We start from the raw sequence: 17,923 nt of genomic DNA on the forward strand, positions 1-17,923 counted from the left end.
CATATTGAGATAGTTGTATGGCGCAAGCAAGTGACGCTCCACACCCAATTGATTATGCCAGCTCAATTTTAGATGGTGTATTATTAACCATTGAGTTGGCATTATTATCCTTATTTATTGCTGTTTTACTTGGCATGTTAGCAGCGCTGGGTAAACTCTCTAGAAACCTGTTAGCCCGCTGGCTGGCTAGTGTCTATACCACGGTTATTCGTGGTATTCCTGAGCTGGTATTAATGTTTTTGGTATTTTATGGTGGCCAACTGTTAATTAATGATTTGGCAGCCAGTATCGGCTATGACGATTATATTGATATCGATCCCTTCATTTCTGGCGTAATTACTATTGGCTTTATTTATGGCGCCTATATGGGAGAAACCTTTAGAGGGGCGATTTTAGCGGTCGATCAAGGCCAGCTGGAAGCTGGCAGTGCTTATGGGATGACTCGCTGGCAAGTGTTCCATCGGATTCTATTTCCACAAATGATGCGTCATGCGTTACCGGGCCTAGGTAATAATTGGCTGGTTTTGCTAAAAGCAACGGCTCTCGTTTCATTAATTGGTTTAGAAGATATGGTGAGGAAAGCGCACCTAGCATCAGGCTCAACTCAAGAGCCGTTTATCTTTTTCTTAGCTGTTGCTGTCATTTTCTTAATCTTTACTTCCATATCAGTAGCGCTGTTACAGTGGGCTGAAAACCATTATGGTGCTTGTGTTAAACGGGAGACCCACTAATGGATTTTGATATTATCAAGGATAATTATCCTCAGTTGCTGGAAGGGCTACTGCTGACGGTAGAGCTGGTTTCATTATCCCTGCTGATTGGTTTTATCTTAGCGGTGCCAATGGCGCTCATGCGTAATGGTAAAAACGTATTTTTGCGCTGGTTTGCCTGGGGTTTTATCTATTTCTTTCGCGGTACCCCGTTACTGGTTCAGTTATATTTAATTTATTATGGGATTGGCCAAGCTGAATGGGTAAGAGACACTATTTTGTGGGGCTTTTTTAAAGAAGCTTATCTGTGTGCTTTATTAGCTTTTACCCTGAATACAGCGGCTTATACGGCTGAAATTTTACGTGGTGCTATTAATACGACAGATCGTGGTGAAATTGAAGCCGCTAAAGCTTATGGAATGACACCTTGGCAAACCTTTTACCGTATTGTTTTTCCCAGTGCATTTCGCCGAGCATTACCTGCATACGGAAATGAAGTGATCTTTATGCTCCATGGCAGTGCTATTGCTAGTGCAGTGACACTGGTTGACTTGACTGGTGCAGCAAAATTAATTTACTCAACTTACTACAGCCCCTTCGAAGCCTTTATTGCTGCAGGTGTGTTGTATATGATCGTGACGTTTTTTATTGTGGGTGGTTTTAAAATGCTAGAAAGACGTTGGCATGCCCATTTAAGGCCAAGAACTTAGTCTAACTTTGCTGCCTATTTCAACATAGGCAGCTTTTTACGTTTACATACTTATCGATAAGCTTTTACTTAGTTTTCTTCGGTAAAAAGTGCATTAAAACTGTTGTTTTGCTGAGTCGATTTTCGCATAAGTTTGCGTGGTGCCATCCTTCATTAGCAGTATTACCTGATAAGGCATAAAGTTATTTTCAACTTCCATCCCTGGGCTGCCTACCGGCATTCCAGCGACACTGAGTCCAATGGCATTATCGGGCTGCTCCTGTAAAAAGCGCTTGATGACTTTTGCAGGAATATGTCCTTCAAATACATAACCCTGCTGAGACACGGCCGTATGGCAAGAGCGTTGCTTGGGTGCGATAGCAAACTGCGTTTTAATCTCAGCTAAGGCATTGGTGTTAATAACCTGGGTAGTAAACCCTGCTTGTTCAATATGATCTACCCATTTAACACAGCAACCACATTGTGGGCTTTTATAAACCTGCAGTAATGTATCCACAGTGGGTTTGTCTTGAGCAAACGTGATGATACTAAACAGTGACAAGCAAAAAATGACAGAATGACGAAGAAGATAAATAACATTCATTTCTGAAAATACCTTAATAATTGCATAAAAATACTTTTCTCTTCCCTTAGAGGCTGTTGCAAAAGCTAGTAAATATGGAATGATAGGGAATTCATCATATTTATTCGCTAATACTCTTTCGCGACACCTTCATTAAAAAGAGTCATGAAAGAGGATAAATATAAGTGTAGTGTTCGATAGGGAGCAACAAGCTATTCTTCGCCACTCTTGAAAGACCATCCTTGGTCTATCAAGAGCTAAAGCGATGTCCCTATCGCTGCTACATAATACTTTGTTACTCCCTATCCTCTATCTTTTGTGACAGCCTGTATGGAAGATACTTATAGTTTGGTTACAACAGTAAATTGGATCAGTTGAATTAGCAGTGTATTGGTGGGCGCAGTAGGCGCTCGGGAATAGCTTCAGTGAGTTGAACGGTGAGTGTTGAATAGTTGGGTATTGATGCAGGCAACCTATGCAACGGAGGCTGATTAATTAGCCCTGTTGTATTGGAAGTGACACAGGCACTGCAATCTGAGCAATGGTTATCTATTGAACTGGTTTTGTTAAAGGGGCTATTGATTGGTTTTAATTGGGGCTCACAGGCTTGACAGCTGGCATGATGGCTCGCAACGTTCAATAGCATTTGCCCTTGATTGCAGTGGCCTGCCTGCACAATAGACACTGTCATTAGTTGCCACAGTACTGTTAGCACTAACGTCGTTATCCATCGTTTAGTCTGCAATGCTTGCACTTTTTTTACCAACCAATTTAGTTATCAATCAATTTAAACTGTCATTTTGTGCAGGTTCCTTAGCTTAACATAGTATTTATTTGTACAGTAGTATTGTGTATACAGTTAGTAGCCGTATAAGATGGTGATCTCTGGTAGGCTGTAGACAAGTATCAAATTAGATACAACCCCTGAAATTATTCACAAAAAGTATATCAATTAATAAAAATAGAACGTTGATACTCATTAATTAAGGAAGATGCAATGGGTTATAAATTAGAAGGAAAACTACTCGAAGTGTGTGACTGTAATATTTTATGTCCCTGCTGGGTAGGGGAAGACCCTGATGGTGAAACCTGTAATACGATTATTGCCTGGCATATGGATAAAGGTGATATTAATGGTATTGATGTCACTGGCTTAACTATTGCGGTTACCGCTCATATTCCAGGTAATATTATGGAAGGTAACTGGCGAGTCGTTATGTATGTAGATGGCAATGCCTCGAAAGCCCAGGAAGAGGCTTTACTACAAGTCTACACTGGTGAGCTGGGTGGTCCTGTAGCCGATCTGGTACAACTCGTTGGTGAGGTGGTTGCTGTAGAGCGCGCTAACATCGAGTTTGCAGTGCATGATGGCAAAGGCACGATTCGAATTGGCAGTGATATCAGTGCAGAATTGCAGCCTTTTGAAGGCCCCACCGGTAAGTCCACTTTATCTGATACAGTATTTTCTACTGTGCCCGGTGCGCCTGCTTATGTGGGTAAAGCATCTGACTATAAAATGAAACAACCACTGTTGGGCCTTGATATTGATATGCAAGGGCATAATGCTATTCAAGGTCAGTTTTTATTTGAAGCGTGAGTTCACCCTAACAATACATTTTTTCTCATCACTTTACTGCTTTTCTTAAGTTGGTTCGCAATTTCAATCAGTGGAGTGATGAATGATTTTGCATTTATTCCCAGCGGCTAAATTTCACAAAAAATAATTTCAAATGAAAGCAATAAAATTTCAGCAGTCACTATTTGTGCCTACTACTGTCGTGTTAGTAGTGGTTGCCTGGTTGGTATTGTTTTGGTGGGAGCAATCCCCATACAGCCACTATATATTACATGGACCAGCAGCCAGTCATGGCATGCATCATCATGGGCCAGTATCACCTGCGGTAGTAATGTATTTATTAGGGTGGATGTTAATGTGTATTGCCATGATGCTGCCGACTACTTTACCGTTAATCCAGATATTTCACCGAATTGCTGCCTCACACTCTCATCGTTGGCTGTTAGTCAGCTTATTAATTTCTGGGTATTTACTGGTGTGGTTGCTGTTTGGTGTTGTAGCCCACCTTGCTCAATGGGGGGCTACTCAATATTTATTTGGTCACCATGGTTTGGGTGATAAAGCTTGGGTGCTAAGTACTGTATTACTTTTAACCGCCGGTGCCTTTCAATTCAGCCAGCTAAAATACCAATGTTTAGACAAGTGTCGTACACCATTAAGCTTTGTGATGAGTTATTGGCGTGGTAGTCATTATTATCGGCAGGCTTGGTTATTAGGTTTACATCATGGGTTGTATTGTGTCGGCTGTTGTTGGGCATTAATGTTATTAATGTTTGCCGTGGGCACTGGGAGTGTGGCCTGGATGCTGCTATTAGGTGCTGTGATGGCAATTGAGAAAAATGTGAGTTGGGGGAAACAAATGGCCAAACCAGTGGGGTATATACTGCTGCTTTGGGGCGGTGGGCTAGTTGCACAAAATATTTAAAAGAAAGTAAATTGGGTAACAATATTATGTTTGAGCAACGGATGGCTACCTCCAATATGATGACTTCTAAATGGACGGCAATTGCAGTCTTAGTAACTTGTGAGGTATTGGCATTAACCTTGTGGTTTTCGGCAACCGCTGTTGTACCTGTATTAAAAGAGGAATATCAACTGGCCAGCTGGCAGGCTTCGTTATTTAGCAGTAGCGTTGCTATTGGCTTTGTGATGGGCACGGTGACCAGTGCTTTGCTCGGGCTAGCTGATCGAATTGATCCCAGGCGATTTTTTTCAATAGCCGCGTTTGTTGCGGCAGGCTGCAATGGGGCTATTTTAATGCTGGAGCCCACTTCCTGGTTAGTGATTATCTGCCGTCTAGCTACGGGTATCTGTATGGCGGGCTTGTATCCCGTTGGGATGAAAATAGCAGCAAGCTGGGCAGAAAAAGATACTGGGTTGTTAATTGGTTTGTTAGTAGGCGCATTGACATTAGGCTCTGCTTCTCCCCATTTATTTAATGCGCTGGGTGGTATTGATTGGCAGCTGACCATTCAGTTGTCGTCTATTTGTGCACTAATTGCTGGTGGGCTGATCCATTTCGTTGTTCTTGGGCCGCAACATAGTTTAGCGGCCTCATTTAATGGGTCACTAGTGCTTCAGGCTTGGCGGCATAAACCACTTCGGTTGGCTAATTTAGGCTATTTCGGCCATATGTGGGAATTGTATGCCATGTGGGCGTGGATTGGGGTATTTTTTCATGCCAGCTTTGCTCAGCTAGGCTGGATAGAAACCACAGCGTCTTTCTACGCTAATCTTGCCACGTTTTTGGTCATTGCAGCTGGAGCTGCCGGTTGTTTATTTGGGGGATTATTTGCAGATAAATTAGGCCGAACCACACTCACTATGTTAGCGATGGCAATCAGTGGCAGTTGTGCATTGGTAGTTGGCTTTTTATTTGGCAGTAATCCTTGGTTATTAACTTTCATCTGTATTATTTGGGGAATAACCATTGTGGCGGACTCGGCTCAGTTTTCGTCTTGTGTCGTGGAGTTGTCAGAACCAGCCTACCGAGGAACTATGTTAACGATTCAAACCTCTATTGGCTTTTTGTTGACATTGGTTACTATTCATTTAATTCCCATTTGGGTAGAGCAAGTGGGGTGGGAGTATGCTTTTGGTTTGTTAGCGATTGGGCCATTTTTAGGGGTGGTTGCTATGTGGCGGCTACGACTTCATCCAGAGTCGGTAAAACTAGCTAATGGCAAGCGTTAATTATTATAGGCTAATAACCCTCGTTCTATCCAACTCAATAAATAATTGACAATTAACTGGCTGGTATTTTCCGCAGGGTGGTTCGCCAATAAGGCTTCACACATCATAGCTAACGGCTTGCCTTGCAAAGCCAGATGGATTAACTGATGCTCTTCAGGGGGTAATGAGTGAAATTCGGTTAAGCGTTCATTATTACGCCAGATAACCCATAATGCTTGAGTGGTAGTTGCCGCTGGTGGCGTTTGACTTGCCTTAAGTGCTTGCCATACTTCAACTGTATTCCAGCTGGCACTGAAAATTTGCATACTTGGGTGAAAAGTTAAACATAAATTGGGCCACTGCTCAGTAGGCAAGGTAGTTAAATGCTCTGGTGTCATGCGTTGTTGAGTATCTGCAGCATCAAATGCTGTTAGTAGTCGCCGCTCAAATGCAGCTAATTCGCTGATAACCGGGTAGTCAATAAAGGGTGAGTTGGTGGCTAGATAGTGGGGAAGTGAGTCGGCAAACTGACGAAGTGACGTATAGTTTGAAACATGGTTATTAAGATAACCCTCAACCATTTCATCAAATAACGCATCACCTAAATAGCGGCCTAATATTTCATGGTCGGTTTCAATGGTTTTTTTCAGCCTTATTCGATAAGCATTGCGGTAAATATCCAGGCGAGTAGTGATTGAAACATTACCCTGATGCACAATGTGGTCGCTAATAGTACTGCTTTGACCTAACAGGTACGCTAACAATTGATGTTGGCGAGTAGCGAGTAAACTATCCATAAAATGCTGTTTCTATAGGCATTGGCTCAGAAGCGGGTGTTTTTTCAGTGATTGTTAAGTCTACAACATCATTGGCAATGTGCTTGGCAATGGACAGCTCTGCTAATAATTCAGTTAATGGGGGAATGTGGTCATCACGCTCAATCATCGTGCTGACAGCGCCAAAGCGATGTAATGCTGTTTGGTAAAGCGACCAAACCGGATCGCAAATTGCGTGATCGTGGGTATCAATAACATAATCACCATAGTCTGTATGGCCTGCCAGGTGAAACTGTCGTACGCGTTGTGGATCAATGTAATTCAGATAGTCAGTAGCTGAGAAACCATGGTTACGGGCGCTGACATAAATATTATTAATATCCAGTAGCATATAGCAGTCTGCTTGCGTGACGACCTCTTGATAAAAGACCCATTCCGGCATTTCCGAGTCTTGATAGGACAGATAGCTTGAAACATTTTCAATCAAAATTTGTCTGCCCAGAAAATCCTGCACCTGTTGTATTCTAGTTGCAACATGATCAATAGCTGCTTGAGTATAGGGGAGGGGGAGTAAATCATGGCTATTCGTGTGGTTGACCCCAGTCCAACACAGGTGATCTGAAACCCAAACCGGTTTCACTTCGTTAATTAACACTTTAAGCTTTTTTAAGTAATCCAAGTTAAGTGGATCGGTTGAGCCGATGGATAATGAGACACCATGCATGACCATCGGGTATTGCTCACGAATTTTATGTAAGTAATATGTTGGCTTACCGCCAGCCACCATAAAATTTTCAGAAATAATTTCAAACCAGTCAACAGCAGGTTGGGTGTCGATAATTTCTTGGAAATGGTCGGTCCTAAGCCCCAAACCGAAACCGAGGAAGTGTTGGTTCATATTTTATTTTGCTGGTGTTGTATTTGTTATTAACGGTCCTCTATGCACTAGCAGTTTAACGCACAGAAAGAACCGTTCAAAATACTAACCCACTTTGCCGCCAATATCTTCACAGGATTTTTGAGGGGTTAACACAAACCCCTGGCCTTTACAGGATGCTTGACCTGCACAAGCATTATTAGCGGTTTTGCAGTCATTATGACCTTTACACAGATTCACATCATAACATTTGACTAAGTCTGCTTTACTCACTTGACCACGCCAGTCGTCTTTTACTTTACCACCTACATCATTGCAGGCCTTGGTTGGCATCGCGACAAAGCCCTGGCCTTTACAGGAAGCTTGGCCTTTACAAGCATTATTAGCGGTTTTACAGTCATTATGCCCACCACAGATATTTACTCCATAACAATGGGCTAAGTCAGCTTTGCCTGTGGCTGCAGCAGTTGAGTGTGTAGATTTGCTGGGGCCAGCGCAACCACTGATCAGGCTGGCAGCAGCCATGGCAATTGCTACCCCGGATAAATTGAGCTTGGTTTGTTTCATTGGCTTCCTTTCCTCTTATTTTCCCCTCCCTGGTGAAATTGTCGCAATACTTAGTTGATATGGAGTGACAGGGTATTCTGTAGTTAAGGCATGGGTGCCTTTTTAGCTCTTGATGGGCGAAGGGATGGCACTTCAAGAGTGGCGGAAGAATATCCTGTTATTTCATATCAGACACTAAATTGACTAATTGCCTCTTTTTGCGACTCCCTCTGGTAGGGAAGTATATGAAGTACACCTCTTGAGGTGGTTACTTCATCGTGGTTATCTTGTTTAAAAAGAATATGCACTATAAGACAAGGATGAAATCAACCATGAGTCAAATAAAAAAAATAGTTAATAGGTAGCTTACAGTTTGGTGACGCTGTTTTGATAAAAAAGTAGGCAGCAAGGTTAAGTGTATTGAAAGCAGTGATATGTTTTAATTGTGGTATGTTTCAAAAAAGAACAACTGTTATTGTAGATTGGCTAAGATAATCTTTAATTTTTTAACTTAGTCACACTATAATATAAAACTTATTACATTACTTTTGTTAAATTGACTGAGAACCCTTATGTCTACAGATCATTTAGCTCGGCTGGAAGAAAAAATCCAACAAGTTGTTGATACCGTTAGTTTGCAACGGATGGAAATTGAAGAGTTGCGCGAAGAAAAAGCCCGCCTGGAAGAAGAAAATAACATTTTGAAGGAAGAAATGGGCCAGTGGAGCCAACGGGTTGGCTCTATTTTGGGCAAGCTGGATGCAATGGCTGAAGAAACTGAGGCAGAGGAAGCGTAAACGTTAGTTGTCTTTAAGGGGTAATCGGAGGCACTCTGTTACAGAGAGTGCGTCATAACCCTAAAACTTAAAGCGATTAATTTTACTTTGTAACTCAGTTGATAAACGGCTGAGCTTATCACTTTCTTCGCTGGCATTGTGCGCGCCGTTTGCGACTTGACCTGCTACATCACTAATGGTGGTGACATTGCGGGTGATGTCTTCAGAAACGGCGTGTTGCTCCTCAGCTGCACTGGCTATCTGAGTGGCCATATCGGTGATTTGGCTGATAGCACTAACGACCTGCTCCAGTCGGCTGGCTGCTGTTTCCGCTTGAACCACACTTTCCTGGGTCATGGTTTGGCCACGGCTCATAGTGGAAACCGCTGCTTCTGTTCTTTCTTGTAAGCTATTAATGGTCTGGCGTATTTCGTCTGTAGAACTTTGAGTGCGACTGGCGAGTGTTCTGACCTCATCCGCAACTACCGCGAAGCCTCTGCCTTGTTCACCAGCCCGGGCAGCTTCAATTGCTGCATTGAGTGCTAATAAATTGGTTTGCTCGGCAATGGATATAATCACATCCAGGATTGAGCTGATATTTTCACTATCTTCTTTTAACTGATTAATTACCTGGACAGCATCTTCAACTTCTACCGATAAGCGGCGAATGGTATTAGCACTTTCATTGACAATGGATTGGCCTTCTTCAACAGAGTGATTGGCATCATTGGCTGAGTGAGCGGTTTGTGCAGCATTTTTAGCCACATCGTTAGCGGTGGCTGACATTTCATTAATGGCTGTTGCCACCTGGTCAATTTCTTCTCGCTGGCGCTGAACACCACTGTTGGTGACTTCGGCAATATTGGCGCTTTGGTTGGCAGAGCCATTGACTTGTTCAATAGAGTGGGCGACGTCTTTAATCATCAATTGGATTTTCTCAATAAACTGATTGACCCAATGAGCTAATGCACCGACTTCATCTGCCCGCTTGACATTTATTCGGTGGGTTAAGTTACCCTCTTGAGAAGACAGGTCTTTAATTAAAGACACCACCTGTCGAATGGGTCTAGCAATAGAAATAGACACACGCCATAACAATAGTAATGAGATAACGGTGGCTAGAACACCAATGCCCACTTGCAGTAGTAAATTATTATTAAACAGCTCCTGTAGACTTTGTTTAAAGGTATCAAGCTCAGCAAAAACAACGGCTTTGGGAACATCAATAATCATACCCCAGTAGGTGTTGGAGGTGCCGACGGTAAAGGGCTTAATAACTCGAATATTTCCCCCGGTTTCTTGAATGCTGGTCTGGCCTGATTGAATTAAACTAATGATTTTATCCCAGTCAGGCTGACCGGCAACGGACTGGCCAATTTGTTCAGGGGTTGAGGTGGAGGCTGCAACAATACCTAAGCTGCTGAGAATGGAGACCTGGCTCTTGGCTTCATAAATGGATTTTTTTAACCCTAAGCTCATCTCTTGGAGAAAGTTCATGGAGTAGTCGATACCGGTCATACCAACAAACTGGCCTTTGACAACTATAGGTACGACAAAGGAGGTTAATAACGTTTGAGTGCCTTGGATATCATAAGATGCTGGATCAATAATACACTCGCGTTTTTGATCTTTAGGGCAGAGATACCATTCACTTTGTCTGACGCCGTTAGCCTGCTTGGTGGTGTTATAAAAACTCCCTAAGGCTTGAATGGCTAAGTTACCTGCACTATTGCGATTCCAGTATGGCGCAAATTGACCAGTATCCTTTTGTGAGTGCTTAATTTCTTGATCTTTGAATTCATCATCCTTGCCATCAAACAGGTTGGGCTCCCACCCTGTATAGGTGCCAAGAAAATCAGGGTTATACTCCGTCATACCCTTGATCATATTGGAAACATGTTCTCTGCTATTTTCTGCTTGACTGGTAAACTCGGTGGATTTTAATGCGGCAAATGTTTGAGCCAGCGAACGTGCTGCTACCATCGCTTTTTCCATGCGGGTAACCATAATGCCAGTTTGAGCACTGGCAATAGCATCTAATTTTTCTTTGGTGGCAGCTGAAATCAGCTCTGAGGAGTTCTCAGTTGCGAGGCTTTCTACCTGCTTACTGGAGATAAAGCTGTAACCCACAATCGCTGTAATCGCTAAAATTAAACAGAGACCGGAATAGATTAATATTTGAGAGGATATGGATTTAAACTGCATTGCAAACAACTTCTAGGTGACTGGAATTTAGGTTGATAGCCGTTGGCAGAGTTCATCAGCCAAGCTAAAAGCATTTAGCAAAATAAATGCCCTAATATCGCAGTATGGCACAGAATAGATGCTTTGCCAGGTTGACCTCTAAGTCAGGGCTTTAACCTGCGCTTTACCAAGGATTTAGCCACAATAGCAAAAAATAGCAGGGAGCAAGTGGGTGGAAAAACAACAGGCGGCAGAGCAAATTGCTGACTTAGTATTAACTGGCTTTAGTCATTATCGTTTGCGTTTTAGTGAAATTACCTTAGGGGCACGGCGCCGTTTTGAACGTGCTGCCTGGGGAGAAGTGCAGCGTGCATCAAGTGGGCGGATTAATTTATACGATAAAGCGGTGGCTGAAGTGGTGGAGGATTTATCCCTGCATCTGCCAGATGACTGTTTATCATTGGCCATTTGGCGACATGCCAAGCAAGCCTATCATCAGCTAATCGCCAGTCGTACCGACTATGAATTGGCGGAGACATTTTTTAACTCAATTTTTTGTCGGGTATTTCGCCACCATGCCATCAGTGAAGACAATTTATTTGTTCAGTCTTCTTTTCCTGCCCCACCGTTGGGAAGTCAGCTGCCTATTTATAATCGTTATCAGCCGCAACGCGGGTTAGTGGCGTTAATTAAACAAATATTAATGGATTATGCCTTTGCAATTCCTTATGAAAATTTACGTCGCGATATTAGCCAGATTATTTACTGTTTAAAACAAGAAATGGGAGAGGCATTCTCCAACGAAACTGTCAGCCATGTGGATATTATTAAGTCAGTTTTTTACCGCAATAAAGCAGCCTATTTAGTGGGGCGTATTGTCACTGAAAACATTACCACAAAAAACATCGCCATTGAAAAGGTGGCCACAGAAAAACAAGTAAAACCTTTTGTGCTGCCTTTACTCAATAATGGCCAGAGGGCTGTTTATGTAGATACATTAATCATGGACCCGGATGAAGTCAGTGTTATTTTTAGCTTTACTCGCTCCTATTTTATGGTGCTGGCTCCGATTCCCTCTGAATATGTGCAGTTTCTACAAGAGTTGTTACCCTGGAAACAGCGCTATGAGTTGTATATTTCGATTGGCTTTTATAAACATGGTAAGACAGAGTTTTACCGTGATTTTTTATCCCATTTAGCGGAAACCGATGATCAATTCATTATTGCACCTGGGGTAAAGGGGATGGTGATGACGGTATTTACATTACCTTCCAGTCAGACCGTTTTTAAGGTCATTAAAGATTATTTTGACCCGCCCAAAGAAGTGAATAAAGCGCTGGTAAAAGATAAGTATCACTTAGTTAAAGTCCATGACAGAGTAGGGCGGATGGCCGATACTCAGGAGTTTTCTCACTTTGCGTTTCCTAAACAGCGTTTTGCACCGGAGTTATTAACTGAGCTGGAGAAAGTTGCGCAGTCGAATATTACCATTACTGATGACCAAGTGATTGTCCATCATTTATATACTGAGCGGAAAATGACCCCACTCAATTTATATATTAAAGAAGTGAGCGGTAAAAAGTTGGAAGCGGTTCTGGATGAATATGGCAATGCCATCAAACAGCTGGCCGCAGCGAATATTTTTCCGGGTGATATGCTCTTGAAAAACTTTGGTGTTACCCGTCATGGCCGAGTGGTATTTTATGATTATGATGAAATTTGCTATTTAACCGAATGCCGGTTTAGGAAAATCCCTCCACCCCGTTTTCCTGAAGATGAGCTGGCTGCTGAGCCTTGGTACTCCGTGGCACCCAATGATGTTTTTCCTGAAGAATTTGGTGTATTTCTATTTGCTGATCCTAAGATTCGTCAGCAATTTACTCAGTTACATCCTGAATTATTTGATGCAAATTACTGGCAGGAGCTCCAGCGTTTAATCGAGCATGGGCAGGTGATGGATGTTTACCCTTATCGGCGCATTAAGCGATTTAAGCAACACTAAGCAAATCAAAAGAAAAAACCCTAAAAAAACAGCCGTGAATTAGATAGCAAGCAGCTACACTTAGATTACAGTCAGTAGTCGTTAAGATCTGCAGAGAATAGGAATGAGGTTTGGCAGGCAACACAGGTTATCGCTATCAGCTAGGGTTATGTCTGTGGGGGATTTTCAGTTGCTTGTTTAGTCAGTGTTGTTTGGCAGTTTATCAGGCTCAGTTAGTTGATGAGGTCAGTGTTCAGCTACCTCAAACAACCTCCACGGAACTTCAACCCAATATCAGGCAAAGACTTAGCCAGGCTAGCCACTGGCGGGTGGGTACTCTGGCTGATACCAACGCACCCTATGTCATCCTTAATGATCGCAATGAGCTGAGGGGTATTGAGGCCAATTACCTGGCTTTACTTGGTAAACAGTTAGGTATTGAGTTCAGCATCACCGTTTATTCGACGGCTGAAGCGTTATTGAAAGCGGCAGACCAAAAAAATGTTGACTTGGTATTTGCCAGTGAGCCTGACAAGCACTTTCATCGCCGGTTTACTTTCCTGCCAGCCCTAATACAAACACCTATGGGGCTGTTTACATCTCGCCAAACCAGTCCTGTCAGTATTGACCGCTTGCAAGATAACACCATCGCAGTGCTTGGTAAGCCTACTTGGCTGCCATTAGTTAAATCTCAATTACCAGCATCAACCACTGTCAGAGCCTTTAAATCATTTAATACGGCGTTAAAAGCAGTGGAAAGACGAGAAGTCGTGGGGCTGCTGGGAGATAGTGCCATGGCTAATTACTGGCTTAATCAGGTGAATGTACATAATTGGCAATGGCAACCTGTCAAAGGATTAGCCAGCTTAAAATGGTTTATGGGTAGTCCGCCGGATGACTTGCCGTGGCAAGCGGCATTACAAGAATTTTTGAAGCAGCTCAGAGATGACGAGCGGAAACTATTGAATGGGCCGTGGCTGAAAGAGGAAGCTGCCATTGGCCGCGGAGCATTGGCACTCACCCAGGAGGAGCAAGCTTGGTTGAAGTCTCACCCAGTCATCAGGTTGGGGGTAGACCCCAACTGGCCTCCCTTTGATGCACTGGATGCTGAAGGGAAACATATAGGGATTGCTTCCGAGTATGCCAAGATTATTGGTCAGCGCCTGGGAATATCGGTTCATGTTGTGAAGCATCAAACCTGGAGTCAGCAAATGAGAGCCATTCAGTATGGAGAGATAGACTTATTGGCGTCTGTATCAAAAACCCCCAGCCGTGCTCAAAATATGCTGTTTTCCAGACCTTATGCGAAAGTGCCGATGGCGATTGTCACTGCAGTTGATGCGGGCTTTGTTGAGGGGCTTCAGGATTTGGCTGGAAAAAAAGTAGTGGCGGTGTCAGATTATGCCAGCTATGAAATGCTGCGTTTTGACTACCCCTTTGTTCCTGTGATTGAAACGGATTCGGTTAAAAATGCACTGAATATGGTGGCCAAAGGAGAGGCAGAAGCGACGATAGGCAACCTGGTGGTGATGAGTCAAATGATTCAGCAGCAGTTTTTAGGCAAGTTAAAAATCGCTGCCCCTGTTCAGGATCATCAGCAGGATATTCGATTGGCCGTAAGAATGGACTGGCCTCACCTGGTTCAGCTGGTTAACAAAGTGTTGGCTAGTATGACCCCACAAGAACATCGGGCGATTCAGCAAAAATGGTTAGCTGTTCGTTATGAGCATGCTGCTAACTGGCGGCAGGTGCTGACCTACTTGATACCTATAATGGTGGTAATTTCTATTGCCTGGGCTTTGATTCTCTGGTGGAACAAACGACTATCAAGTGAAATTGAAAAACGTTGTCAGTTGGAGTTGCAGCTTTCCGCCCAGCTGGACTTTCAAAAAGTGCTGCTTGATACCATCCCAAATCCGATTTTTTTTAAAGATCGAGAAGGTAAGTACATGGGGTGTAATCGGGCTTATGAAGAAGCGTTTGGTATCCATCGGGATGAGCTTGTAGGCAAAACAGTATTAGAAGTCCACCAAGACCCAATTAAAGCAGATGAATATGATACGGATGATCGCTCGTTGTTAGATGTTGGTGGTGTTACCCACTGTGAGACCCAGGCACACTATATTGATGGGATGGTGCATGATGTGCTGTTTTGGAAGTCTACCTTTGGTGGTCAAACAGGGCAGCCCTCTGGGTTACTGGGCGTGATCGTTGATATTTCTGAGCGTAAAGCAGCTGAGCGGGCTCTGGAGCAAAGTGAAGAGCGCTATCGTAACCTGTTGAGCAACTTGACCGGAGCAGTATTTCGCTATCAGGTCAACCAAGACTCCACCATGTTATTTATCAGTGATGCCATCGAATCATTAAGTGGGTATCCGGCGACTGACTTTATCCATAATAAAGTACGCAAGTTTGCTAGCATTATTCACCCTGACGATGCTGAGCAGTTAAGAAAACAAGTACTTCAGCAAGTGATGAAGCAGCCTACCTATAGCATTGAATATCGGATGGTGGATAAAACCAGCCAATTACACTGGGTGTTTGAGCGGGGTAAAGCCATCTATGACCATAATAAATCGCCTCTTTTTATTGATGGTGTGATTGTTGATATTACTGAGCGTAAAACCCAAGAAGAAGCGCTTGCCAGAGCCAAAGAAGAGGCTGAGGCAGCGACTCAAGCGAAGTCTGACTTTTTGGCTGTGATGAGTCATGAAATTCGTACCCCCATGAACGGGGTGATGGGGATGTTAGAGCTGCTTTGCTATACCTCACTGCAAGCGGATCAGCAACGGTTGGTGGATACCATGCGTGATTCTGCCACGGCATTGATGCAAATTCTGAATGATATTTTGGATTTCTCAAAAATTGAGGCTGGCAAGCTCAAGCTAGATTACCACCCAGTTGATTTCACCACATTATTAGAATCAGTTGCAGGTACCTTTGCGGCTCAGGCGATAGAAAAGCAGGTTGAATTGCGCTTGTTCATTGATCCTTATCTGGCGAAAGAAGTCACAGCCGATAGTGTCAGGATTCGGCAGATTCTATTTAATATGCTGAGCAATGCCATTAAGTTTACGGATATGGGATATGTCAAAGTCAGCCTGGAGTTGCAGCGAGCGACTGCCCAAACTCAGTGGCTCGCGTTGACAGTTGAAGATACAGGAATAGGTATTAGTAAAACTAAGCAGGCCAAACTATTTGAGCCTTTCAGTCAAGCAGAAGCCACCACCACTCGCCGCTATGGTGGTACAGGGCTGGGGCTGGTTATTTGTCGGCGACTGGCTGCAATGATGGGTGGGGAGATCAGCCTAACCAGTACGGTAGGCAAGGGAACCATGATTAGCTACCAACAACCTTTTGATATTTGTACACCCAGTGAGCCTTCGGTGGTGCTCAATAAACAAACCGTTCTGGTATTAGTGCAGGATAGTTTTTTAAACAGCAGCATTAATAAATACCTGGGGGCTTGGGGAGTAGAGCAAGTACGGCCTGATAAGCTACCTCAATCGGCAAATGAAATTCCTAGCTTATTACAAGCTAACAAAGTCAATGCCCTTGTTGCTCAACAGTATGTCATTCAACATTACTGGCAACTGGATGATACCCATAGCTTAAATTGGCTTGCCAGCCTGGAAGTACCAGTTGTGTTGCTGTCACCTAACTATGACCAACAGATAGAGGAAATAGAGAAGGTAGGGGTTAAGTTGGGTACACAGCCCTTGTTTCCTTGTTTATTTTATCGGGCACTGAAAATTGCCCTAGGCGTTGAAGACTATCTAGCTGATCGATTGACCACTCTACCCAAAGTGGAGGTGCCTAAACTCAATTTTACTGGCCGGATTTTAGTCGCTGAAGATCACCCAACCAATCAGCAGGTAATTAGACAGCAGCTCAAACTGCTGGGGGTGAATGCTTGTATAGTGGAGAATGGTGTAGAAGCGCTGAAGGCTTGGCGGACAGGTGACTTTGTGCTCGTCATATCAGACTGCCACATGCCCGAAATGGATGGTTATACCCTCACTCAAACAATACGAGAAGAAGAACAGCGACTGGGGTATGGTCGTGTCCCAATTATTGCACTGACGGCCAGTGCACTGGCTGATGATGCGCAAAAATGCCGAGATGCTGGGATGGATGACTTTATTACCAAGCCTGTAACAATTCCTGACTTAGGCAAAATTCTTAAATATTGGCTAGGTAAAGCCATTATCAACCAGCGTCATAAAGAAGATGTTGTTCAGCCAGCGAGTGAAGCCTCTGAGGCCGCTATTCAGCTGAGCCAGTTATTGTCATTGTTTGGTGACCAGGCCATGGTTAATAAAATGCTAGGGGATTTCATCAATCAAACCCAGCAAGATATAGAAAAACTCTCGAATGCAGTGGAAGCCCATGAAGCAGTAGTCGTTGCCGAAACCGCTCACCGAGTGAAGGGAGCAGCTAAAATTATTGAAGCAGATGCACTGGCAGAAAGCAGCCGTTCCCTAGAAATGGCTGCAAAAGGGGAGGACTGGTCAGGTATTGCCCACTATATCAGCCAGGTGAAACAGGAATATGAGCACTTACAGCAGTATATAAAACAGTTTTTGATCAGGAATGAATAAATCACTCGCTGACCTCACGATTATGGTGTTGGAAGATCATGAATTTCAGCGCAACTATTTGCGGCTACTATTACAGCAGCTCGGTATTAGCAACCTGCTAGAGGCTGAAGATGGCCAGACTGCGTTAACGCTGGTAAGTAATCATTCAGTTGATGTGGTGATTTGTGATTTAAACTTACCGGGTATGCATGGTGCTGAGTTTCTTCATCACTTAGGTAAGCGAGGCTTTAGTGGCGGTGTGATTATTGCCAGTGAGGAGCAGCAGGCAGTGCTAGAAAATAGCTGCCAAATAGCCAATATGGTGGGATTACAGGTTATTGGGACAATGGCTAAACCACTACGGGCTGATTGGCTGGAGAGTACCTTAACCCACTTCTGTACGGAGCGATCCTAGTCATAAAAAAGCCGACCTGATGGGCCGGCTAAAGTGTTACCAAGGAATTCTCTCATTCG

15 protein-coding genes are annotated in these 17,923 nt (G+C 43.6%); 9 read left to right on the forward strand and 6 right to left on the reverse strand.

The window, feature by feature from the left end; genetic code table 11:
- The first annotated feature begins 17 nt into the window (after window positions 1-17).
- Both ORQ98_RS18080 and ORQ98_RS18085 read left to right on the forward strand, forming a co-directional pair.
- Window positions 18-731 carry an ABC transporter permease gene (locus tag ORQ98_RS18080; RefSeq protein WP_274690213.1) on the forward strand — a complete coding sequence of 238 codons (714 nt, stop codon included), beginning with the start codon at window positions 18-20 and terminating at the stop codon, window positions 729-731.
- Complete coding sequence (locus tag ORQ98_RS18085; RefSeq protein WP_274690214.1) at window positions 731-1,420, forward strand: ABC transporter permease; 690 nt, start codon at window positions 731-733, stop codon at window positions 1,418-1,420. The genes ORQ98_RS18080 and ORQ98_RS18085 overlap by 1 nt, the downstream gene beginning before the upstream one ends.
- Window positions 1,421-1,513: 93 nt before the next feature.
- On the opposite strand, the gene ORQ98_RS18090 is transcribed toward ORQ98_RS18085, so the two are convergent.
- Together ORQ98_RS18090 and ORQ98_RS18095 are read right to left on the reverse strand one after the other, a co-directional pair.
- A complete protein-coding gene (locus ORQ98_RS18090; protein ID WP_274690215.1) occupies window positions 1,514-2,002 on the reverse strand; it encodes a DUF411 domain-containing protein in 489 nt (162 codons plus the stop codon).
- A gap of 358 nt (window positions 2,003-2,360) precedes the next feature.
- Window positions 2,361-2,735 (reverse strand): hypothetical protein, encoded by a 375-nt coding sequence (locus ORQ98_RS18095; RefSeq protein WP_274690216.1) that lies wholly within the window; start codon window positions 2,733-2,735, stop codon window positions 2,361-2,363.
- A 243-nt stretch (window positions 2,736-2,978) separates the two neighbouring features.
- Between ORQ98_RS18095 and ORQ98_RS18100 the strand changes: the two genes are divergently transcribed.
- The 3 genes from ORQ98_RS18100 (at window position 2,979) to ORQ98_RS18110 (ending at window position 5,750) form a co-directional block, all read left to right on the forward strand.
- A complete protein-coding gene (locus tag ORQ98_RS18100) occupies window positions 2,979-3,578 on the forward strand; it encodes a DUF1326 domain-containing protein (protein ID WP_274690217.1) in 600 nt (199 codons plus the stop codon).
- A gap of 133 nt (window positions 3,579-3,711) precedes the next feature.
- Window positions 3,712-4,482 (forward strand): DUF2182 domain-containing protein, encoded by a 771-nt coding sequence (locus ORQ98_RS18105; RefSeq protein ID WP_274690218.1) that lies wholly within the window; start codon window positions 3,712-3,714, stop codon window positions 4,480-4,482.
- 26 nt (window positions 4,483-4,508) lie between these two features.
- Entirely contained in the window at window positions 4,509-5,750 is a 1,242-nt protein-coding gene (locus ORQ98_RS18110) for an MFS transporter (protein ID WP_274690219.1), read from the forward strand.
- Here the strand turns inward: ORQ98_RS18110 and ORQ98_RS18115 are convergent.
- The 3 genes from ORQ98_RS18115 to bufA2 all read right to left on the reverse strand — a co-directional run bounded on the left by ORQ98_RS18115 (window position 5,747) and on the right by bufA2 (window position 7,949).
- A complete protein-coding gene (locus ORQ98_RS18115; RefSeq protein WP_274690220.1) occupies window positions 5,747-6,526 on the reverse strand; it encodes an HvfC/BufC N-terminal domain-containing protein in 780 nt (259 codons plus the stop codon). The two genes, ORQ98_RS18110 and ORQ98_RS18115, sit on opposite strands and share 4 nt — an antisense overlap.
- Window positions 6,519-7,403, reverse strand: a complete 885-nt coding sequence (gene bufB / locus ORQ98_RS18120) for an MNIO family bufferin maturase (protein WP_274690221.1) — start codon at window positions 7,401-7,403, stop codon at window positions 6,519-6,521. The genes ORQ98_RS18115 and bufB overlap by 8 nt, the downstream gene beginning before the upstream one ends.
- 84 nt (window positions 7,404-7,487) lie before the next feature.
- Window positions 7,488-7,949: a BufA2 family periplasmic bufferin-type metallophore gene (gene bufA2, locus ORQ98_RS18125; protein ID WP_274690222.1), complete on the reverse strand. Its 462-nt coding sequence runs from the start codon at window positions 7,947-7,949 to the stop codon at window positions 7,488-7,490.
- Between the two features lie 551 nt (window positions 7,950-8,500).
- On the opposite strand from bufA2, the gene ORQ98_RS18130 reads away from it, so the two are divergent.
- Window positions 8,501-8,725 (forward strand): cell division protein ZapB, encoded by a 225-nt coding sequence (locus ORQ98_RS18130; protein ID WP_180566833.1) that lies wholly within the window; start codon window positions 8,501-8,503, stop codon window positions 8,723-8,725.
- 60 nt (window positions 8,726-8,785) lie between these two features.
- Here the strand turns inward: ORQ98_RS18130 and ORQ98_RS18135 are convergent, their stop codons facing one another.
- Entirely contained in the window at window positions 8,786-10,909 is a 2,124-nt protein-coding gene (locus tag ORQ98_RS18135; protein WP_274690223.1) for a methyl-accepting chemotaxis protein, read from the reverse strand.
- 211 nt (window positions 10,910-11,120) lie between these two features.
- On the opposite strand from ORQ98_RS18135, the gene aceK reads away from it, so the two are divergent.
- The 3 genes from aceK to ORQ98_RS18150 all read left to right on the forward strand — a co-directional run bounded on the left by aceK (window position 11,121) and on the right by ORQ98_RS18150 (window position 17,864).
- Entirely contained in the window at window positions 11,121-12,890 is a 1,770-nt protein-coding gene (gene aceK, locus ORQ98_RS18140) for a bifunctional isocitrate dehydrogenase kinase/phosphatase (protein WP_274690224.1), read from the forward strand.
- Window positions 12,891-13,000: 110 nt separating this feature from the next.
- Window positions 13,001-17,470, forward strand: coding sequence for a transporter substrate-binding domain-containing protein (locus tag ORQ98_RS18145; protein ID WP_274690225.1), 4,470 nt, complete (start codon window positions 13,001-13,003; stop codon window positions 17,468-17,470).
- The gene (locus tag ORQ98_RS18150) at window positions 17,463-17,864 is read left to right on the forward strand and encodes a response regulator (protein ID WP_274690226.1); all 402 of its coding nucleotides are present in this window, start codon (window positions 17,463-17,465) and stop codon (window positions 17,862-17,864) included. Before ORQ98_RS18145 ends, ORQ98_RS18150 begins: the two co-directional genes overlap by 8 nt.
- Window positions 17,865-17,923: the final 59 nt, after the last annotated feature.

This window comes from Spartinivicinus poritis (genome assembly GCF_028858535.1).
Classification (GTDB): Bacteria; Pseudomonadota; Gammaproteobacteria; order Pseudomonadales; family Zooshikellaceae; genus Spartinivicinus; species Spartinivicinus poritis.